The sequence below is a fragment of the Glutamicibacter nicotianae genome (assembly GCF_006539525.1).
Taxonomy (GTDB): domain Bacteria; phylum Actinomycetota; class Actinomycetes; order Actinomycetales; family Micrococcaceae; genus Glutamicibacter; species Glutamicibacter nicotianae.
The window spans coordinates 160,470-176,330 of sequence record NZ_BJNE01000003.1 but is presented as its reverse complement, the minus strand read 5'-3'; the positions used below and the strand labels follow the sequence as shown (position 1 = coordinate 176,330).

The window sequence follows — 15,861 nt, the reverse complement described above, 5'->3', positions numbered from 1 at the left end:
CCCACACATGACTTTAGGACGAGCTTTAGCACTCGGTCAAGGTGAGTGCTAATCATTGCCCTAGTTCTTCATACCGGTTCGCGCAGAGCGCACAGCCGCGGACTCCTCGATGTCCTCCGGAGCATTCAGGTCCATCTCGGTGAGCTTGACCAGCTTGGACTTGGTCACCATGCGATGCACCAGCCACAGCCCGAGGAACAGCGGCAAGCCGATATAGGCCGAAAGCACTTCCAGGGCATGGCCTGCGAGCACCGCTTGGTAGTTCTGCCCGATGATCACTGCGATGAGCATCAGGAACGCGACTATCGGCCCCAGCGGGAAGAGCGGGGCCACATAGGGCAGGTCCTTTGCGCTGTAGCCCTGCGCGAGGTAGCCGCGGCGGAACCGGTAATGGGAGACGGCGATGCCCACCCAGACGATGAACCCGCACAGGCCCGAGACGTTCAGCAGCCAGGTATAGGCCGCACCCTGGCCCACCAGCGCGGTGAGGAATCCGAACAGGCCGACCGCCGCGGTGGCCAGCAGCGCCATGATCGGCACGCCGCGAGAGTTGGTGCGCCCGAAGATTTTCGGCGCCTTGCCGTCATGGGCCATGGCATAGAGCATGCGGGTCGACGCGTAGAGCCCGGAATTGCCGGCTGACAGGATGGCGGTGAGGATGACGGCATTCATGGCAGCCGCGGCAAAGGCGATGCCGGCCCGCTCGAAGACCAGGGTGAACGGCGAGGATGCCACGTCCGCTTCGCCGCTGGCCAGCAGGCTCGGGTCTGTGAAGGGAATCAGGCAGCCGATGATGAAGATGGCGCCAATGTAGAAGAGCATGATGCGCCAGAACACCCGGCGGATGGCCTTGGGCACTTCGCGTCGCGGATCCTTGGCTTCGCCGGCGGCTACACCCACCAGCTCGGTGCCCTGGAAGGAGAAACCGGCAATCATGAATACCGAGACGATGGACAGCCAGCCGCCATGGAATACATCCTTGCCTTCGTGCCAGTTCGCCAGCGGATTGGCGTGCGATCCGAGGACGCCGAAGATCATCAGCACGCCGGCGGCCAGGAAGGCGATGACGGTGGCCACCTTGATCAGCGCCAGCCAGAACTCCCCCTCGCCAAAGGCCTTGGCAGACAGGGCGTTCAATGCGGTCAGCGCAACCAGGAAGACTCCTGCCCAGACCCAACCGGGAACATCGGGCAGCCAGAAGCTCATCACGATGCCGGCTGCGACCAGTTCCGCCGCGACGGTGATGGCCCAGTTGAACCAGTAGTTCCAGCCAATGGCGAATCCGAAGGACGGAGAGACGAAGCGGGTGGCGAAGGTCTGGAAGGATCCTGCCACCGGGATCTTCGCGGTCATCTCGCCCAGGGACTGCATGAGCAGGTAGACCATGAGTCCTACGGCCGCATAGGCCAGCAATGCGCCGCCGGGTCCCGCCTGGGCAATCGTGCCGCCCGAGGCCACGAACAGCCCGGTGCCGATGGAACCGCCAATGGCGATCATCTGCAGGTGGCGGCTGCTCATGCCGCGCTTGAGCTGGTTCTGCGCCTGAGGCGCCGGATCCCCCGGCGTAGCGGCCGCGGTCTTTTGGTCGATAGTCGACGTCGTTGTCGTTCGCTGCATAGGTTTCATCACAGATGCCATACAACACCAGTCGCGCGACGGAATGCGACGCGGATCACTTCACGTTTTGCGGAAGGCGTTTGCCCGCTTGCCGGCAATACTGCTCCGCGGTCCAGATAACCCGTGCACGGCGACGGTGAACTGTAGAACAGCGAGAGCTCTACTTGTTAGTCGGATGCACCAGATGGCAATAAGGATTACGCTTTCTAACCAATTTGATGCTCATGGAAAAGCATCCCTTTCTCTAGCGCGTTTCGGATTTCAGATCCTCCGGCTTCAAGATGCTTCTTTCCCGGGTGCTCCCGGCCCGCGTACCAAGTCGTGGCAATGCCTTCTCGGTGATTCTGTGAATTCCGAATATGACGCGCTTTTGTCACATAGATCACGTTCTTTGCGGGCTGGACGCACCACGATGCCCGCACATGCCCGAGGCTCATCGACGATAGTCTTGGTTCATGGCCCAGGCTTCAAATGACTCCACGCTGATTGAACAATTCGCCGCTCTGCTTTCGGAAGATGGCTGGAAGCTGCTTTCCACCATCGATCCATCCATGGTGGCTTCAAAGGATGCCGCCTGGACGCTTAACGAGAAGCTGCGCAAGGAGGGCCACGACCCCAAGGTGGTCCGCGCTGTCATGGCCCAGGCCGAGCTGCGATTCAGGGCTCGGGTGAAATTCGGCCCATTCGCCGATTCGCTGGTCCTGACCCCGGCCGGATTGGAGCAAGCGACCCGCCTGACCATTGCAGGGCTGCATGCACGCCGCTACACGAATGCCGGATCCACCCATGTGGCAGACCTCGGATGCGGCATCGGCACCGATTCGATTGCGCTTGCCAGCGCAGGACTGCAGGTCACCGCCGTTGAGCTGGATGAAACGACTGCGGCCGCCACAACCTTGAACCTGATGCCCTTTGACAACGCCAAAGTAATCCACGGCAGTGCCGAGGATACGGACCTGACCGGCATTGATGGTGTCTGGCTGGATCCTGCGCGGCGCACCGACGTGAAAGGGAGCACCCGTCGGCTCTTCGACCCCGAGGCGTTCTCCCCTCCGCTGTCTTTCGTGGAGAAACTGGTGGACTCGGGGCTGGATGTCGGAGTGAAGCTGGGCCCTGGCCTTCCTCATGAAGCGATCCCGGAGAATGCCGAGGCGGTCTGGATCTCGGACCATGGATCGGTCATCGAGGCCTGCCTCTGGTTCGGCAAGCTCAAGCGCAAGGACATTGCCCGCGCCGCGCTGGTGATTGACAAGGACGGCGCCCACGAATTGTCCAGTGCTGAAACTGCAGAGAATGACCAGCCTGCACCGGTAGGCGACTTGGAAGCGCACATCTACGAACCAGATGGCGCAGTGATCCGCTCCCACCTGATTTCGACGTTGCTGGAGCAGACTGGCGGTCATCTGCTCGATGAGCATATTGCCTACTTCACCCATGAGCAGCAGATTTCCACGCCGTTTGCGCGCGGCTACAAAGTCCTGGCAGTCCACGACTACAACGTCAAGAAGCTGCGCAGCTGGGTGAAATCGAACGGCATCGGCACGCTGGATATCAAGAAGCGCGGAGTCGACGTCACTCCGGAAGAACTGCGGCGCATTCTGCTAGCGGGCACTCCCAAGAGCGCCAAGAACAAGGCCACGCTGATCCTGGCCCGTCTGGGAGACAAGCGCGTAGCATTCGAGGTCATCCCGCACTAATCTGGGGTGACGCAGGTCCCACCGGAACATTGCCCTGGCGGGAGCGGCGCAATACATACAATAATTATGGAGAATCACCGGGCAATCGGTGCGTACTCCATCCGTTTGGTTCGGCTCCGGAGCAGTCCGTCCGAGATGTCATCAATAGGAGCGCCGTGCAGAAAATCGAGTTCGCCCAGTCTTCCCAATCCACCATCGGTGTCGAGTGGGAAATTGCCTTGGTCAATCGCGAAAGTGCGGACTTGTGCTCGGTTGCCGAGAACATTCTCAACCAGCTTAAGGACGAGGCCGGCCTCCCCCATGATGAAGAGCATCCCACGGTGAAGCCGGAGCTGCTGATGAATACCGTCGAGGTAGTCACCGGCGTCCACACCACCGTGGCCGATGCGGCCGAGGAACTGCGCACCAATGTGCGCATGCTCAACGAGGTGGCGGGCAATCACGGGGTGGACTTGTACTCTGCAGGTTCGCATCCGTTTGCCGCACCGACCTTGCAGCCGGTGACGGACAAAGACCGCTACGCCAAGCTGATTGACCGTACCCAGTGGTGGGGACGGCAGATGGTGATCTACGGCGTGCACGTACATGTGGGACTCGATGACCGCGAGAAGGCTCTGCCCATCACCGACGGGCTGATCAACTACCAGCCGCATTTCCAGGCCCTCAGCGCTTCCAGCCCCTACTGGGGCGGGGAAGACACCGGCTACGCGTCGCAGCGTTCGCTGATGTTCCAGCAGCTGCCGGCGGCAGGGATTCCTTTCCACTTCGATTCGTGGTCCGAGTACGAAGCCCACGTGGCAGACATGCTGCACACCGGGGTCATTGACGATGTCTCGGAAATCCGTTGGGATGTGCGACCGGTGCCGCGTTTGGGCACCGTGGAAATGCGCATCTGCGATGGCGTCAGCTCGCTGGAGGACATTGCCGCGATCACCGCGCTGACCCAGTGCCTGGTGCACGACATGTCGCTGTCCATCGAAGCCGGCTACAAGATTCCGGTCATGCCGGCCTGGTTCCGTGTGGAGAACAAGTGGCGCGCCGCCCGCTACGGACTGGATGCCATCATCATCCTCAATGCGCAGGGCGATGAGATGCTGGTGACCGACCACCTGCGCTCAGAGGTCAAGCGACTGGCGCCGATCGCCGAGCAGCTGGGGTGCTCCGAAGAATTGCAGGGCATCATCCGCTTGATCGAGCGCGGTGCCGAATACCAGCTGCAGCGCAATACTTTTGCGGCTGCGGGCGGGGACTTCAAGGCCGTGGTGCAGGAAAACGTGAGCCGAATGAAGGCCGTCTAGCTTGGGCAGGACCGCAATGGTCGCAAATTACGGCATCCAGCTCATGCAGTAGTCGAGGTTCTTGATGACGGTTCTGGCGGCGGCTTCAGGGTCGCCTGCCTGGATTGCGTCCACCAATGATTCGTGGCCCTCGTGCAGGCAGCCATCGAATCCATCGGAAAGCCGCTGGACCATCTTGGTTCCGTGGAAGACATCCCCGAAGCTCTCATAGATATCGCTCATCAGCGGAACTCCGGATGCCCGCGCCACTTCCAAATGGAACTTCCAATCGGCTTGCGCCCAGGCCGGATAGTCCCGGGCTTTCCACGCCTCGCTTCGCTGGCTCAGCAGCGCGCGCAGCTTTTCGATGACTTTCGCATCAGCAGCTTTCGCTGCGAGCCGGGCCGACTGGGTATCGAGGGCGAAGCGCACCTGGAGCACGTCCTGGTCTGAGTGGTCTCGAAACACGCGTTGAGCGGTGCCGCTGATCTCGCTGGTCGCACGCACATAGGTCCCATCACCGCGGCGAACCTCGAAGATGCCAGTACTGGCCAGCGCCTTGATGGCTTCGCGCACGGTCCCCCGGGAGACACCCATTTCAGCCATCAGCTCGGGCTCTGCCGGTATCCGTTCCCCGACCTTCCAGCGGCCTTGGGCTACGGCGGCCTGCAACTTCCCTCCGACCTCTTCGGACAACGGCGGACGCAACGGGGTCTTGCTCATGAGCGCTCCACTTCGGCATCGCTGTCGACTTCAATCAGCTGGTGCTCATCGGTTTCGGTACGCAAGCCGCCGAGCTTGAAGCAGAACAACAGCTGCATCACGGAGAAGCCAATGATGATCACCAGGCCAGCCGTCCACGACCCCAAAGCGCCTTGCATGAGTCCCAGTGCGAAAGGGCCGAGGGCCGCAAGCAGGTAGCCGACAGATTGGGCCACGGTGGACAGTGCAGTGGTTTCCGCTGCGCTGCCGCCGCTGCGGCTGATCATGAGCATCACCAGCGGGAACACCCCGAAACCCAGGCCGATGAAGATCGAGCTGATCAAGGAAAGCCCCACGGGCAACAGCAGCAACGCGATAAAGCCAAGGACAGAGCAACTGGTTGTCAGCAGGAAGGCACTGCGCAGCAGATTCGGCTTCGACGCCATCCAGAGCATGATCATGACTGCCGGAATGCTGACGCCCTGCACGATGCCCAGCATCAATCCGGCATCAACTGGCTCCAACCCACGCGAAATGAGAATGTGCGGCAGCCAGCTGACCACGGTGTAGACCAGCAGCGACTGGAGGGCGAAAACGGTTGTGAACAGCAAGCCCTTGCGCGTGGCCAGCAACGGCCACGGGGAAACATGCGCGCCTTTTTCAACGGCTGAACCCTTCCCGGAAATGGAAAGCGGCACCATGACCAGCAAAGCCATGCCTGCGGGAATAGCGCACAAGGCCAAGGCGGTTGTCGGAGAACCCGCCTGAACCGCCAGTGGAACGCTGACCGCCGAGGCCAGCGTCGCGCCGATGGACATGGTTGTCGTGTAAGCAGCAGTCATCGACGCAGCACGATTCCTGTGGTGCTCACGGATGAACGATGGCATTGCCACATTGCAGATGGCCAAGCCGCACATGCCTACCACGGTGCCGGCCAGCAATGCCCAGGTTGAATCGACGACACGCAAGGCCAAGCCCGCGGTCAGCAGCAGCAAGGACAGCGCTATGCCCAATTCCAGGCCTGTCCAGCGGATCACCAGGCTCGTTGCCGCGCCAGCTACGGCAAAGCACAAAACCGGGATGGTGGGCAGCAACGAAGCGACGAATGTCCCGTACCCCATCATCTCCTGCAGGTCATGGAATAGCGGCGATGCCGAGGCAATGCCCATGCGCAGGTTCAGGCCCACGAGAATAACGGCTGCTACAGCGAGTGCACCAGCCAGCCATGGGGATTTGCGCGGAAGGTTGGCCCCTGGCGGAAGCACTGATTCAGAGGAGTTGTCGATCACGTTTAAACATTAGACGTTTGATGTTTAGCTTAGCGAATCATGTGACTCGTTCCACGTTCTGACCGGCACAAGCGCGAAAGACGCAAGTTCGCCCATTTTATTTATGCACAACAATGCCTGCGGACTACCAATGTTCACCAACCGGTCACTAGACATCCATACGCTCTAGGAGTTATCAGCCGGTCCACTTTGCAGCTGGCTACTAATTTCATGTGAAAGGCAGTTCTTTGAGCACTTCGTCTCCTGTCCCCCGTCGTGGAGTATTGATTGGCAGCACCGCTGCCGCGGTTACCGGTCTGTTCGCTGCCAGCGGCACCGCAGCAGCTGCTGCTCCAGCCAAGAAGTCCACGGCATCTGCCCTGAAGCTCAAGTTCGCTGCCGACGGCAAATTCAAGATCGTCCAGTTCAATGACACCCAGGATGGGCCACGCACCGACCGACGCACGCTTGAACTGATGAACAAGGTGCTCGATACCGAGAAGCCGGGCTTCGCACTCATCAACGGCGACGTCATCAACGGTTCGCCGAAAACCGTCACTGAGGTCAAGCAAGCTATCAACAACGTGGTGCAGCCAATGGAATCGCGGGGCATCCCCTGGGCTTTGACTTTTGGCAACCATGACGAGGATTCGATGCCCAACGGCACGAATATGTCCGATGCCAAGATCCTCGATTTCATTCGCGGGTACGAGTTCAATGTCAACGCGAAGAATGACAAGATCCAGGGCGAGTCGAACTCCCAGCTTTTGATCGCTTCGTCCAAGAACGCCAAGCCCGCCTTCGGCATTTGGCTGCTCGACTCGAATCGCTACGCGCCAGATGCCATTGGAGGCCAGGATTTCGAAGGGCTCATGTCCTACGACTGGATACGTCCGGAGCAGATCGCGTGGTACCGCGACGCGTCCAAGGCCACCGAATTACGCTACGGCAAGGTCCAGTCATTGATGTTCTTCCACATCCCGCTGTGGGAGCACCACCACATGTGGTACGGAGCCCAGTTCACTTCGAATGATGCCGACCATGAGAAGGCCGTCAAGAAACACTCCATCGAGGGAGTCAAGAACGAGGGCATCTACACCGCAGCGTTCAACTCGGGCATGTTCACTGCTCTGCAGGAACGCGGAGATGTGCGTGGCGTGTACTGCGGCCACGACCACATCAACACCTTCAAGGGCGACTACTACGGCATCGAGCTGGGCTACGCGCCAGGTACCGGATTCGGCACCTACGGATTAGGCGGTACCGAGAACCACGAGCTTCGTGGCGCCCGCGTCTTCGAACTCGACGAGAATAGGGACGGGGTCTATACCGGAACCCGCACCATCTTTGCCAAGGATCTGGGCATCGATATGGGCACCAAGGCCCAGCCGATCGACGAGCCGCTTCCTCTTCCATAGCAGTGAGGCCTGCTGGACGCTGAATAACCAGCGTGCAGCAGGCCATCTGAACCGGAAAGCACAGGCATAATGGCGTTCCGGTATTTGCCTAAGCCTCCCAGGGACTAGAGGACCAGTACGAGTATCCGGTTCTAAGAAATGCAGATCTGCGCTTACCGCAAGGTGATCTGCGTGACCGGCTGCGACGAGTCAGTAGCGAAATCCAGGCCCGACGGAGCCACACCATCAGCGACCAACTGTGCGCCGAGCGCCGCGACCATGCCGCCATTATCCGTGCAGAGGCTGAACGGCGGAACCACGAGTTCGATTCCCGCCGAGGTGCAACGCGCTGCCAGCAGTTCGCGCAAGCGGGTGTTAGCTGCCACTCCCCCGCCCAAAAGCAAGGTCTTCAGGCCTTGTTCTTGCATGGCACGCACGGCCTTCGAGGTGATGACATCCACGACTGCTTCCTGGAAGGACGCAGCAATGTCGGCGACTGGGACTTCTTCGCCATTGGCCTCGAAGTGCTCTACGCAGCGGGCTACAGCAGTTTTGAGCCCTGAGAATGAGAAGTTGTTGCGGTGCTTGCCAGGATTCGCGGCGCTGCCGACGAACTTCGGCAAGGACAAGCCGCGAGGGAAGCGGAATGCCTTGCGGTTTCCGTCCTTGGCCGCTTTGTCGATGGCTGGCCCGCCGGGATACCCCAGGCCCAGCAGACGAGCAGTCTTGTCATAGGCTTCGCCGGCCGCATCATCAATGGTCGAGCCCAGCAGTTGCACATCGTTGGTCAGCGAAGTGACTTTCAAGATTTCGGTATGCCCGCCCGAGACCAGCAGAGCACCGAAGGTCGGTGGCAATACGGTTCCTTCGAGAACACCTACGCCAACGTGGGCAACCAGGTGGTTGATGCCGTAGAGCGGTTTGCCGGTTGCCAGGGCCAAGGCTTTGGCCGCTGAAACGCCTACCATTAGGGCACCGGCCAGGCCCGGACCACTGGTTACGGCGATGGCATCAATATCGTCAAGAGCCAGTTCGGCTGTGTCCAACGCGGACTGCAAGGTTGGCACGAATGCTTCCAAGTGCGCACGGGCCGCGATCTCGGGAATGACACCGCCAAAGCGCACGTGTTCATCCATGGAACTGGAGACAGCGTTGGCCAGAAGCTTGTTGCCGCGCACGATGCCTACTCCGGTTTCGTCGCAAGAGGACTCAATGCCTAGTACTACGGGTTCGTTGAATCTCATGCGTTGCGTTCTTCCTCTTGTCCGTGCTGTGCATCCAGCGGGAGTCTCATAATTAGTGCATCGACCCCGCCCTTGTAGTACCCCTTGCGGCGGTGGATAGTGGTGAATCCAAAGGATTCATACAGGCCAATGGCGGTGGGGTTGTCAAAGCGAACTTCGAGCATCACATCCAGTGCATTTTTCTCACCGGCCGTCTGGACAAGCAATGACAACAGCTTGCGGCCCAAGCCCCGGCCTTGGTAATCCGGGTGCAGGGCTATGGTCTGGACATCGGCTATCGGCAAGACCACGCAAAGCCCTGCATAGCCGACAACTCGACCAGCGTCTTCATAGACCCAGTAGGTGCGGGTATCGCGTTGCGCCAGCTCGGATTCGAAACCGGCAAGGGGCCATGCATCTTCGGGAAAAAGCTGCTGCTCAAGATCATGGACGGCTTGCAGATCATCTGGCTGCATGCGGCGCAGGAGAACCTCGTGCTGCTCGCTCACGCCTTGGCCTGCTTCATGAAGGCAGGAATCTGGGCATCGGATTCGCGCAGATACTGAGGCGAAGTATCTGAGAGGTCCTTGCCTCCAGCGAGGTCGCTCAATGCCCGGCGGGCCAGGAAGCCGGCGTCGGCAATCCATTCGAAGGACTCAGGCATTGGCTTGGCACCGGCTTCCTCAAGCTGCTCGGCGTAGATGCCGGCCCCAACACCGAAAACTGGCATCGCTGGAAGAGCTGACGCTGCCGAAACGTGCGGCCCTCCAACCATGGTTCCGGAATTGTCGTAGCGTGCCCAGTAGACTTCTTTGCGTCGTGCGTCCGAGGCGACAACGAATTCAGCAGGAACATCGCTGGACTCCAGCACCTGTTCGGCGAGCGCATGCAACGACATCACTCCGTGCACAGGTACTTGCCATACGAATCCGAAGGTACGCGCGGCCACCAAGCCAACGCGCAGGCCGGTGAAAGGACCCGGGCCAACGCCGACGATGATGCCCGCAAGGTCTTGGCCCTTCTGGCCGTGGGTGTCCAATAGCTCCTTGACGTATGCCGACAAGGTTTCGGTCTGGTCGTTTCCCTTGGAGGAAACACGCTTGTCGACAAGTAAACCGGTGGTTTCGTCAACTAGTGCCACCGATGCGTTGGCAGAGGTGTCGATTGCTAAGTAATTAGACATGTTTTTCTTCCGTGCGCTGTGCAGCAACCGCAGACAGCAATGAATCTTTCAGCTGGGCAAAGGCATCTTCGTCCCAGCGCGGGCCGATAGCTTTTAGGCTGAACAACCGCGGCTCATCCAGTTCCTCTTCAGCTTCTTCCCATGGATTGCCGACTGGTGCGGCCAGGGCTTCGCGATCCAGCTGGATTTCCAAGCGTGAATCGGTAAGGTGTTCGACCTTCCCCAAGCCCCATTCCACGACGGTAACTGAATCTGCCAGCGTGGATTCAAGATCCAGGGTGTCCACGTCATCATGGTCCTTGAGACGGTAGGCATCTACGTGGATCAGACCGGGTCCATCCCCAAGTGATGGATGCTGGCGAGCCAGTACGAACGTCGGGGAGATGATTCCTTCACGGACGTTCAGTCCCACGCCCAGCGACTGGGTCAGCGTGGTCTTGCCAGCGCCAAGGGCACCGGTAAGGATGACGAGGTCGCCGGCTTTGAGCTGAGCACCCAAGGCTTCGCCCATTGCTTCGGTGACGGTGAGGTCATCGAGCTGGCAGGAGAACTCCGATACCGGGTTATTCACCGGCCTCACCCCAGCTGCCTTCAATGTAGTAGCGAGGTACACGTGGCGAGATGCGGGTTACCACTTCGTAGTTGATGGTGTTCGCTGCGTAAGCCCAGGTGTTGACCGACTGCCCGCCGTCACCGAAGATAATTGCTTCAGCTCCCAGGAATTCTTCTGGGTTGATATCTGATCCCAAATCGATGACGCACTGGTCCATGGCAATGCGACCACGTACTGGATAGGTGCGCCCATTGACAGTCACCGGAGCACCGGTTGCGATCCTTGGCAGTCCATCGGCATAACCCATGGGGATCAGGCCGAGGTAGGTTTCCCCTTCGGTCTTGTAATTCAGGCCATAGGAAACACCCTGCCCCGGGTGAACCTTCTTGACATTCGCAACCCGGGTCTTCACTGTCATGGCTGGGCGCAGCCCGAAGCTCTCTGGCGATTCACCGTCAAACGGGCTAAGTCCATACAGGCCCAGACCCAGGCGCACCATTTCGTGATGTGAATCCGGTCGAGAAAGGATGCCAGGAGTGTTGGCGATATGACGCACTTCCAAATCGAAGCCAGCAGCTTCCACCAGTTCTATGGCCCTGTCGAAGACTTCCAGCTGCTCATCGGTTTCCGGGCGTTCAGGTTCATCTGCCACCGCCAGGTGGGAGAAGATGCCAACTACACGCAATAACCCTTCTTCCTGGAAATCGCTGGCGCGGTTCAGCAGATCCGGCAGGGCATCCATGGTGGAGCCATTGCGGCCAAGCCCGGTATCTACCTTGATATGGATCCGTGCCGGAGTCTGCACAGCACGAGCCGCGGCGGCAACGTATTCAAGTTCCCAGCCTGAAACACCGAGGTCAAGACCGGCGTCAATGGCGGCCTCGAACGGGGTGTCTTCGGTATGCAGCCAAGCCATCATGGGCGCATCGACTCCCGCGTCGCGCAGGGCGAGTGCTTCAGTGACATGGGCGCAACCTATCCACCGGGCTCCGCCTTCCAAGGCAGCCTTGGCTACCGGGATGGCACCGTGCCCGTACGCGTCAGCTTTGACGACGGCCATGACTGCAGCTGGGGCCACAACATCAGAAATCTGCTTGACGTTGTTGCGGATGGCCGACAGGTCAATGACTGCGCGGCGTTCAAAGCCGATCGCCTGTGCACTGCTGGTGCTGTTTGTCAGGTTGCTTTCTTCAAGCGCTTCGGAGTTCACCCATTCATCTTCGCACTTTTCTGAACCACTTGCCTTGTTCACCCATGCGCAGTTCGGCACATGATGCTGGTTAAAGCCGGAAGGAGCGGGTACGAACAACTTTGCTGTTCGAACCCGCTCCTTGAAGACGGATGTTTTATCGGGGGTTAGCGAAGAGTCTTCAGCTCATCGCGGATCTGGGCAAGCAGCTCCAGCTGTGGATCTACTTCTTCCTCAGGCTCTTCTGCACCTGCAGCACGGCGCGCTGCGATGCGCTCGTTCAGCTTGGTCATTGGCAGAACCAACGCGAAGTAAACGGCTGCGGCAATCAGCAGGAAGTTGACCAGCGCGGTCAGGAAGACGCCGAACTTGATCTCTACCCCGTTAATAGTGAGCAACAGGAAGTCGTCGAAGCTTGGTGAACCAACCAGGGCGGCAATCAACGGCATCAGCACATTGTCGACCAAGGCGGTAACTACGGCGCCGAAGGCAGCGCCGATAACAACGGCAACGGCCAAATCGACAACGTTGCCCTTCATAATAAAATCGCGGAAACCTTTTAGCATGGTTAGAGCATACACAGGAAAATCACAGCACCGATACAATTTTGTGGAGCGATTTCCAATAGTTCGGCAAATTCACAGAATTCGTTTGCTTAAAAATCGGCTGAAGAAGCCTAGATTTTCCGCAACAGCATTCGCCGCACCGAATGATCGGCTGATTTGCGCAGTACCAATTGCGCCCGTCCTCGCGTGGGCAAGACGTTCTCCTTGAGATTCGGTTCATTGATGCGCTTCCAAATGCCGTGCGCGGTTTCCCGCGCTTCCACATCGGTGAGCTGGGAATAGCGATGGAAGTAGCTCGCCGGGTCGGAGAAGGCTCCCGAGCGCAGGCGCATGAATCTTTTGATGTACCACTCTTCGATATCCGCCGTACGTGCATCGACATATACGGAGAAGTCGAAGAAATCGCTCAGCGCGAGTCCCACGGTTCCATCGGAACGAGTTCGCGCCGGCTGCAGCACGTTCAATCCCTCGACAATGAGCACCTGCGGCGAGCGGATTACATTGCGCTCCCCCGGGATGATGTCGTAGGTCAGGTGCGAATACACCGGGGCACTGACTTCTGGGGCACCAGACTTCACTGCCGAGACGAAGCGCAGCAATGCACGACGGTCATAGGATTCAGGGAAACCCTTGCGGTGCATGATGCCGCGGCGCTCAAGCTCCGCATTGGGGTACAGGAAACCGTCAGTGGTGATGAGCTGGACATCAGGAGTATGCGGCCAGCGGCGCAGCATTTCCTGCAATACACGAGCGGTCGTGGATTTTCCCACGGCAACGGATCCGGCGACGCCAATGACAAAAGGCGTCCGATTGGTCTGCTCACCCAGGAAGGTAGTAGTCGCCTGATGCGTTGCACCGGCTCCCTCCACGTACAGTGACAGCAGGCGGCTCAGTGGCAGGTAGACGTCGCGGACCTCCTGGAGGTCCAGCTGATCGCCGAGGCCGCGAAGACGTTCGATGTCGGAGTAGTTCAGCGGCTGTTCCATCTTGTTGGACAGTCGCGCCCATGTCTCTCGTTCAAGTTCAACAAACGGCGAGATGGATGATTCTAGTGTTCCGTGTGGTTCCACGAGGGTAAATTCTGCCAAGAATATGCTCCACATCCCAATTAACAAAATCAACAAGGCAATTAGTTTCGGTCAAATACGGCGGCCTGGTGAGCTAAGACATAGGTAATTTTGAGTGCTGTGCCACGATTATTCCCATCGATGGGGATTGAACCGGTAGGATTTTTCCCATGTGCGGAATTGTTGGATATGCAGGAACCTCGAGCCAGATCGCCGAGCACGGCGCCCTCGACGTTCTAATTGAAGGTTTGCGTCGTTTGGAATACCGAGGCTACGACTCGGCTGGAGTCGCGGTAGTTGCCGACGGCGCCATTCATTCTCGGAAGAAGGCCGGCAAGCTGGTCAACCTTGAAAATGAAATTGCCGAGTCCCCTTTGCCTCAGTCGATGACCGGCATTGGGCATACCCGTTGGGCAACCCACGGTGGACCGAGCGATCAGAACGCTCACCCTCACCTGGCCGATGGTGGCAAGCTTGCCATGATCCACAACGGAATTATTGAAAACTTCGCCGGCATCAAGGCCGGTTTGGCAGCCGAGGGCGTTGAATTCCTCTCGGATACCGATACCGAGGTTGCCGCAGCGCTGCTGGGCAAGCTCTACAGCACCGAGGCGGAGGGCGATTTGACCCGCGCCATGCAGCTTGCTGTTCAGCAGCTGGAAGGTGCTTTCACCCTCTTGGCCGTTCACCAGGACCACCCAGGCGTTGTCGTCGCGGCCCGCCGCAATTCCCCTCTCGTTCTGGGCCTGGGCGAAGGCGAGAACTTCCTGGGTTCGGACGTCTCCGGCTTCATCGACTTCACCCGTCGCGCCGTCGAGCTGGGCCAGGACCAGATCGTTACCATCACCCCGGATACCCACTCCATCACCGATTTCGAAGGCAACCCTGCCGAAGGCAAGGAATTCACCGTTGACTGGGACGCAGCCAGCGCTGAAAAGGGCGGCTTCCCATCCTTCATGGAGAAGGAAATCTTCGACCAGCCGGCAGCTGTTGCCGATACCCTGCTGGGCCGCTCGGACGCCGATGGCCGTCTGACCCTGGACGAACTGCGAATCGCTCCGGAAGAGCTGGCTGCCATCTCCAAGATCGTGGTTCTTGCTTGCGGCACTTCGGCCTACGCCGGCTCCGTTGCCAAGTACGCGATCGAGTCCTGGTGCCGTATCCCGGTCGAGGTCGAGCTCTCCCACGAGTTCCGCTACCGCGAGCCAATCGTTGACGACAAGACCCTGATCGTTTCGATCTCCCAGTCCGGCGAAACCATGGACACCCTGATGGCCGTGCGTTACGCCAAGGAGCAGGGCGCCAAGACCATGTCGATCTGCAACACCAACGGATCGACCATCCCACGCGAGTCGGATGCAGTGCTGTACACCCACGCGGGTCCAGAAATCGCTGTGGCTTCCACCAAGGCATTCCTGGCGCAGATCACCGCGACCTACCTGCTGGGCCTGTACCTGGCGCAGTTGCGCGGCAACCTGTTCCAGGGCCAGATCAAGGACATCCTTGCCGATCTGGGCAAGATCCCTTCCAAGATCCAGGACATCCTGGACCGTGCGGACGAGATCAAGGATCTGGCACGCAACATGTCGGAAGCCAACTCCGTGCTATTCCTGGGCCGCCACGTCGGCTACCCGGTGGCAATGGAAGGCGCCTTGAAGCTCAAGGAAATCGCCTACATCCACGCCGAAGGCTTCGCCGCCGGCGAGCTGAAGCACGGTCCTATCGCGCTGATCGACGATGGCCAGCCGGTGTTCGTGGTAGTTCCTTCCCCTCGTGGCCGCGACTCGCTGCACTCCAAGGTTGTCTCCAATATCCAGGAAGTCCGCGCCCGTGGCGCCAAGACCTTGGTTATTGCCGAAGACGGCGATTCCGCCGTCAAGGACTTCTCCGAGTGGGTCTTCTACGTACCTGAAACCCCAACCCTGCTGATGCCGCTGCTGGCCACTGTGCCACTGCAGATCTTCGCTTGCGAGCTGGCATCCGCGAAGGGCTTCGATGTTGACCAGCCACGTAACCTGGCCAAGTCGGTGACCGTGGAGTAATCCACCCAGTATCAAGTAGATGCGGCGTCCTCTTAGAGGACGCCGCATTTTTATTTACGGTTCTTTGGAAAAGTGGTCGA

At 59.3% G+C, this 15,861-nt stretch carries 14 protein-coding genes; 4 read left to right on the top strand and 10 right to left on the bottom strand.

Annotated elements, in window-relative coordinates:
* Positions 1-60: 60 nt before the first annotated feature.
* Complete coding sequence (locus ANI01nite_RS05605) at positions 61-1,617, bottom strand: amino acid permease (RefSeq protein ID WP_174787670.1); 1,557 nt, start codon at positions 1,615-1,617, stop codon at positions 61-63.
* Between the two features lie 455 nt (positions 1,618-2,072).
* Here ANI01nite_RS05605 and ANI01nite_RS05600 point away from each other — a divergent pair, with 455 nt between their 5' ends.
* Positions 2,073-3,314 (top strand): THUMP-like domain-containing protein, encoded by a 1,242-nt coding sequence (locus tag ANI01nite_RS05600; protein WP_141356588.1) that lies wholly within the window; start codon positions 2,073-2,075, stop codon positions 3,312-3,314.
* A gap of 155 nt (positions 3,315-3,469) precedes the next feature.
* Positions 3,470-4,612 (top strand): glutamate--cysteine ligase, encoded by a 1,143-nt coding sequence (locus tag ANI01nite_RS05595; RefSeq protein WP_141356586.1) that lies wholly within the window; start codon positions 3,470-3,472, stop codon positions 4,610-4,612.
* Positions 4,613-4,639: 27 nt separating this feature from the next.
* Here ANI01nite_RS05595 and ANI01nite_RS05590 read toward each other — a convergent pair whose 3' ends face one another.
* A complete protein-coding gene (locus ANI01nite_RS05590; protein WP_141356584.1) occupies positions 4,640-5,314 on the bottom strand; it encodes a FadR/GntR family transcriptional regulator in 675 nt (224 codons plus the stop codon).
* Positions 5,311-6,582, bottom strand: coding sequence for an MFS transporter (locus ANI01nite_RS05585; RefSeq protein WP_141356583.1), 1,272 nt, complete (start codon positions 6,580-6,582; stop codon positions 5,311-5,313). Before ANI01nite_RS05585 ends, ANI01nite_RS05590 begins: the two co-directional genes overlap by 4 nt.
* A 227-nt stretch (positions 6,583-6,809) precedes the next feature.
* On the opposite strand from ANI01nite_RS05585, the gene ANI01nite_RS05580 reads away from it, so the two are divergent.
* Positions 6,810-7,979, top strand: coding sequence for a metallophosphoesterase family protein (locus tag ANI01nite_RS05580; protein WP_255314421.1), 1,170 nt, complete (start codon positions 6,810-6,812; stop codon positions 7,977-7,979).
* A 152-nt stretch (positions 7,980-8,131) separates the two neighbouring features.
* On the opposite strand, the gene tsaD is transcribed toward ANI01nite_RS05580, so the two are convergent.
* The 7 genes from tsaD to coaA all read right to left on the bottom strand — a co-directional run bounded on the left by tsaD (position 8,132) and on the right by coaA (position 13,742).
* Positions 8,132-9,202: a tRNA (adenosine(37)-N6)-threonylcarbamoyltransferase complex transferase subunit TsaD gene (gene tsaD, locus ANI01nite_RS05575; protein WP_141356579.1), complete on the bottom strand. Its 1,071-nt coding sequence runs from the start codon at positions 9,200-9,202 to the stop codon at positions 8,132-8,134.
* A complete protein-coding gene (gene rimI / locus ANI01nite_RS05570) occupies positions 9,199-9,690 on the bottom strand; it encodes a ribosomal protein S18-alanine N-acetyltransferase (protein ID WP_038992160.1) in 492 nt (163 codons plus the stop codon). Before rimI ends, tsaD begins: the two co-directional genes overlap by 4 nt.
* Positions 9,687-10,364 (bottom strand): tRNA (adenosine(37)-N6)-threonylcarbamoyltransferase complex dimerization subunit type 1 TsaB, encoded by a 678-nt coding sequence (gene tsaB, locus ANI01nite_RS05565; RefSeq protein WP_038992161.1) that lies wholly within the window; start codon positions 10,362-10,364, stop codon positions 9,687-9,689. The genes rimI and tsaB overlap by 4 nt, the downstream gene beginning before the upstream one ends.
* Positions 10,357-10,935, bottom strand: coding sequence for a tRNA (adenosine(37)-N6)-threonylcarbamoyltransferase complex ATPase subunit type 1 TsaE (gene tsaE, locus ANI01nite_RS05560; RefSeq protein ID WP_038992163.1), 579 nt, complete (start codon positions 10,933-10,935; stop codon positions 10,357-10,359). The genes tsaB and tsaE overlap by 8 nt, the downstream gene beginning before the upstream one ends.
* Positions 10,928-12,127: an alanine racemase gene (alr, locus tag ANI01nite_RS05555; protein ID WP_038992322.1), complete on the bottom strand. Its 1,200-nt coding sequence runs from the start codon at positions 12,125-12,127 to the stop codon at positions 10,928-10,930. Before alr ends, tsaE begins: the two co-directional genes overlap by 8 nt.
* A gap of 146 nt (positions 12,128-12,273) precedes the next feature.
* The gene (gene mscL, locus ANI01nite_RS05550) at positions 12,274-12,672 is read right to left on the bottom strand and encodes a large conductance mechanosensitive channel protein MscL (RefSeq protein ID WP_038992164.1); all 399 of its coding nucleotides are present in this window, start codon (positions 12,670-12,672) and stop codon (positions 12,274-12,276) included.
* Positions 12,673-12,782: 110 nt separating this feature from the next.
* Positions 12,783-13,742: a type I pantothenate kinase gene (gene coaA / locus ANI01nite_RS05545; protein ID WP_038992165.1), complete on the bottom strand. Its 960-nt coding sequence runs from the start codon at positions 13,740-13,742 to the stop codon at positions 12,783-12,785.
* Between the two features lie 167 nt (positions 13,743-13,909).
* Here coaA and glmS point away from each other — a divergent pair, with 167 nt between their 5' ends.
* On the top strand, positions 13,910-15,781 hold the full coding sequence (gene glmS / locus ANI01nite_RS05540; RefSeq protein WP_038992166.1) for a glutamine--fructose-6-phosphate transaminase (isomerizing): 1,872 nt from the start codon (positions 13,910-13,912) through the stop codon (positions 15,779-15,781).
* Positions 15,782-15,861 lie beyond the last annotated feature (80 nt).

Bases quoted from the DNA above. Each gene is read 5' to 3' on its own strand.
- ANI01nite_RS05605 (WP_174787670.1), bottom strand. From the start codon at position 1,617: ATGCAGCGAACGACAACGACGTCGACTATCGACCAAAAGACCGCGGCC.
- ANI01nite_RS05600 (WP_141356588.1), top strand. From the start codon at position 2,073: ATGGCCCAGGCTTCAAATGACTCCACGCTGATTGAACAATTCGCCGCT.
- ANI01nite_RS05590 (WP_141356584.1), bottom strand. From the start codon at position 5,314: ATGAGCAAGACCCCGTTGCGTCCGCCGTTGTCCGAAGAGGTCGGAGGG.
- tsaD (WP_141356579.1), bottom strand. From the start codon at position 9,202: ATGAGATTCAACGAACCCGTAGTACTAGGCATTGAGTCCTCTTGCGAC.
- tsaB (WP_038992161.1), bottom strand. From the start codon at position 10,364: ATGTCTAATTACTTAGCAATCGACACCTCTGCCAACGCATCGGTGGCA.
- mscL (WP_038992164.1), bottom strand. From the start codon at position 12,672: ATGCTAAAAGGTTTCCGCGATTTTATTATGAAGGGCAACGTTGTCGAT.
- glmS (WP_038992166.1), top strand. From the start codon at position 13,910: ATGTGCGGAATTGTTGGATATGCAGGAACCTCGAGCCAGATCGCCGAG.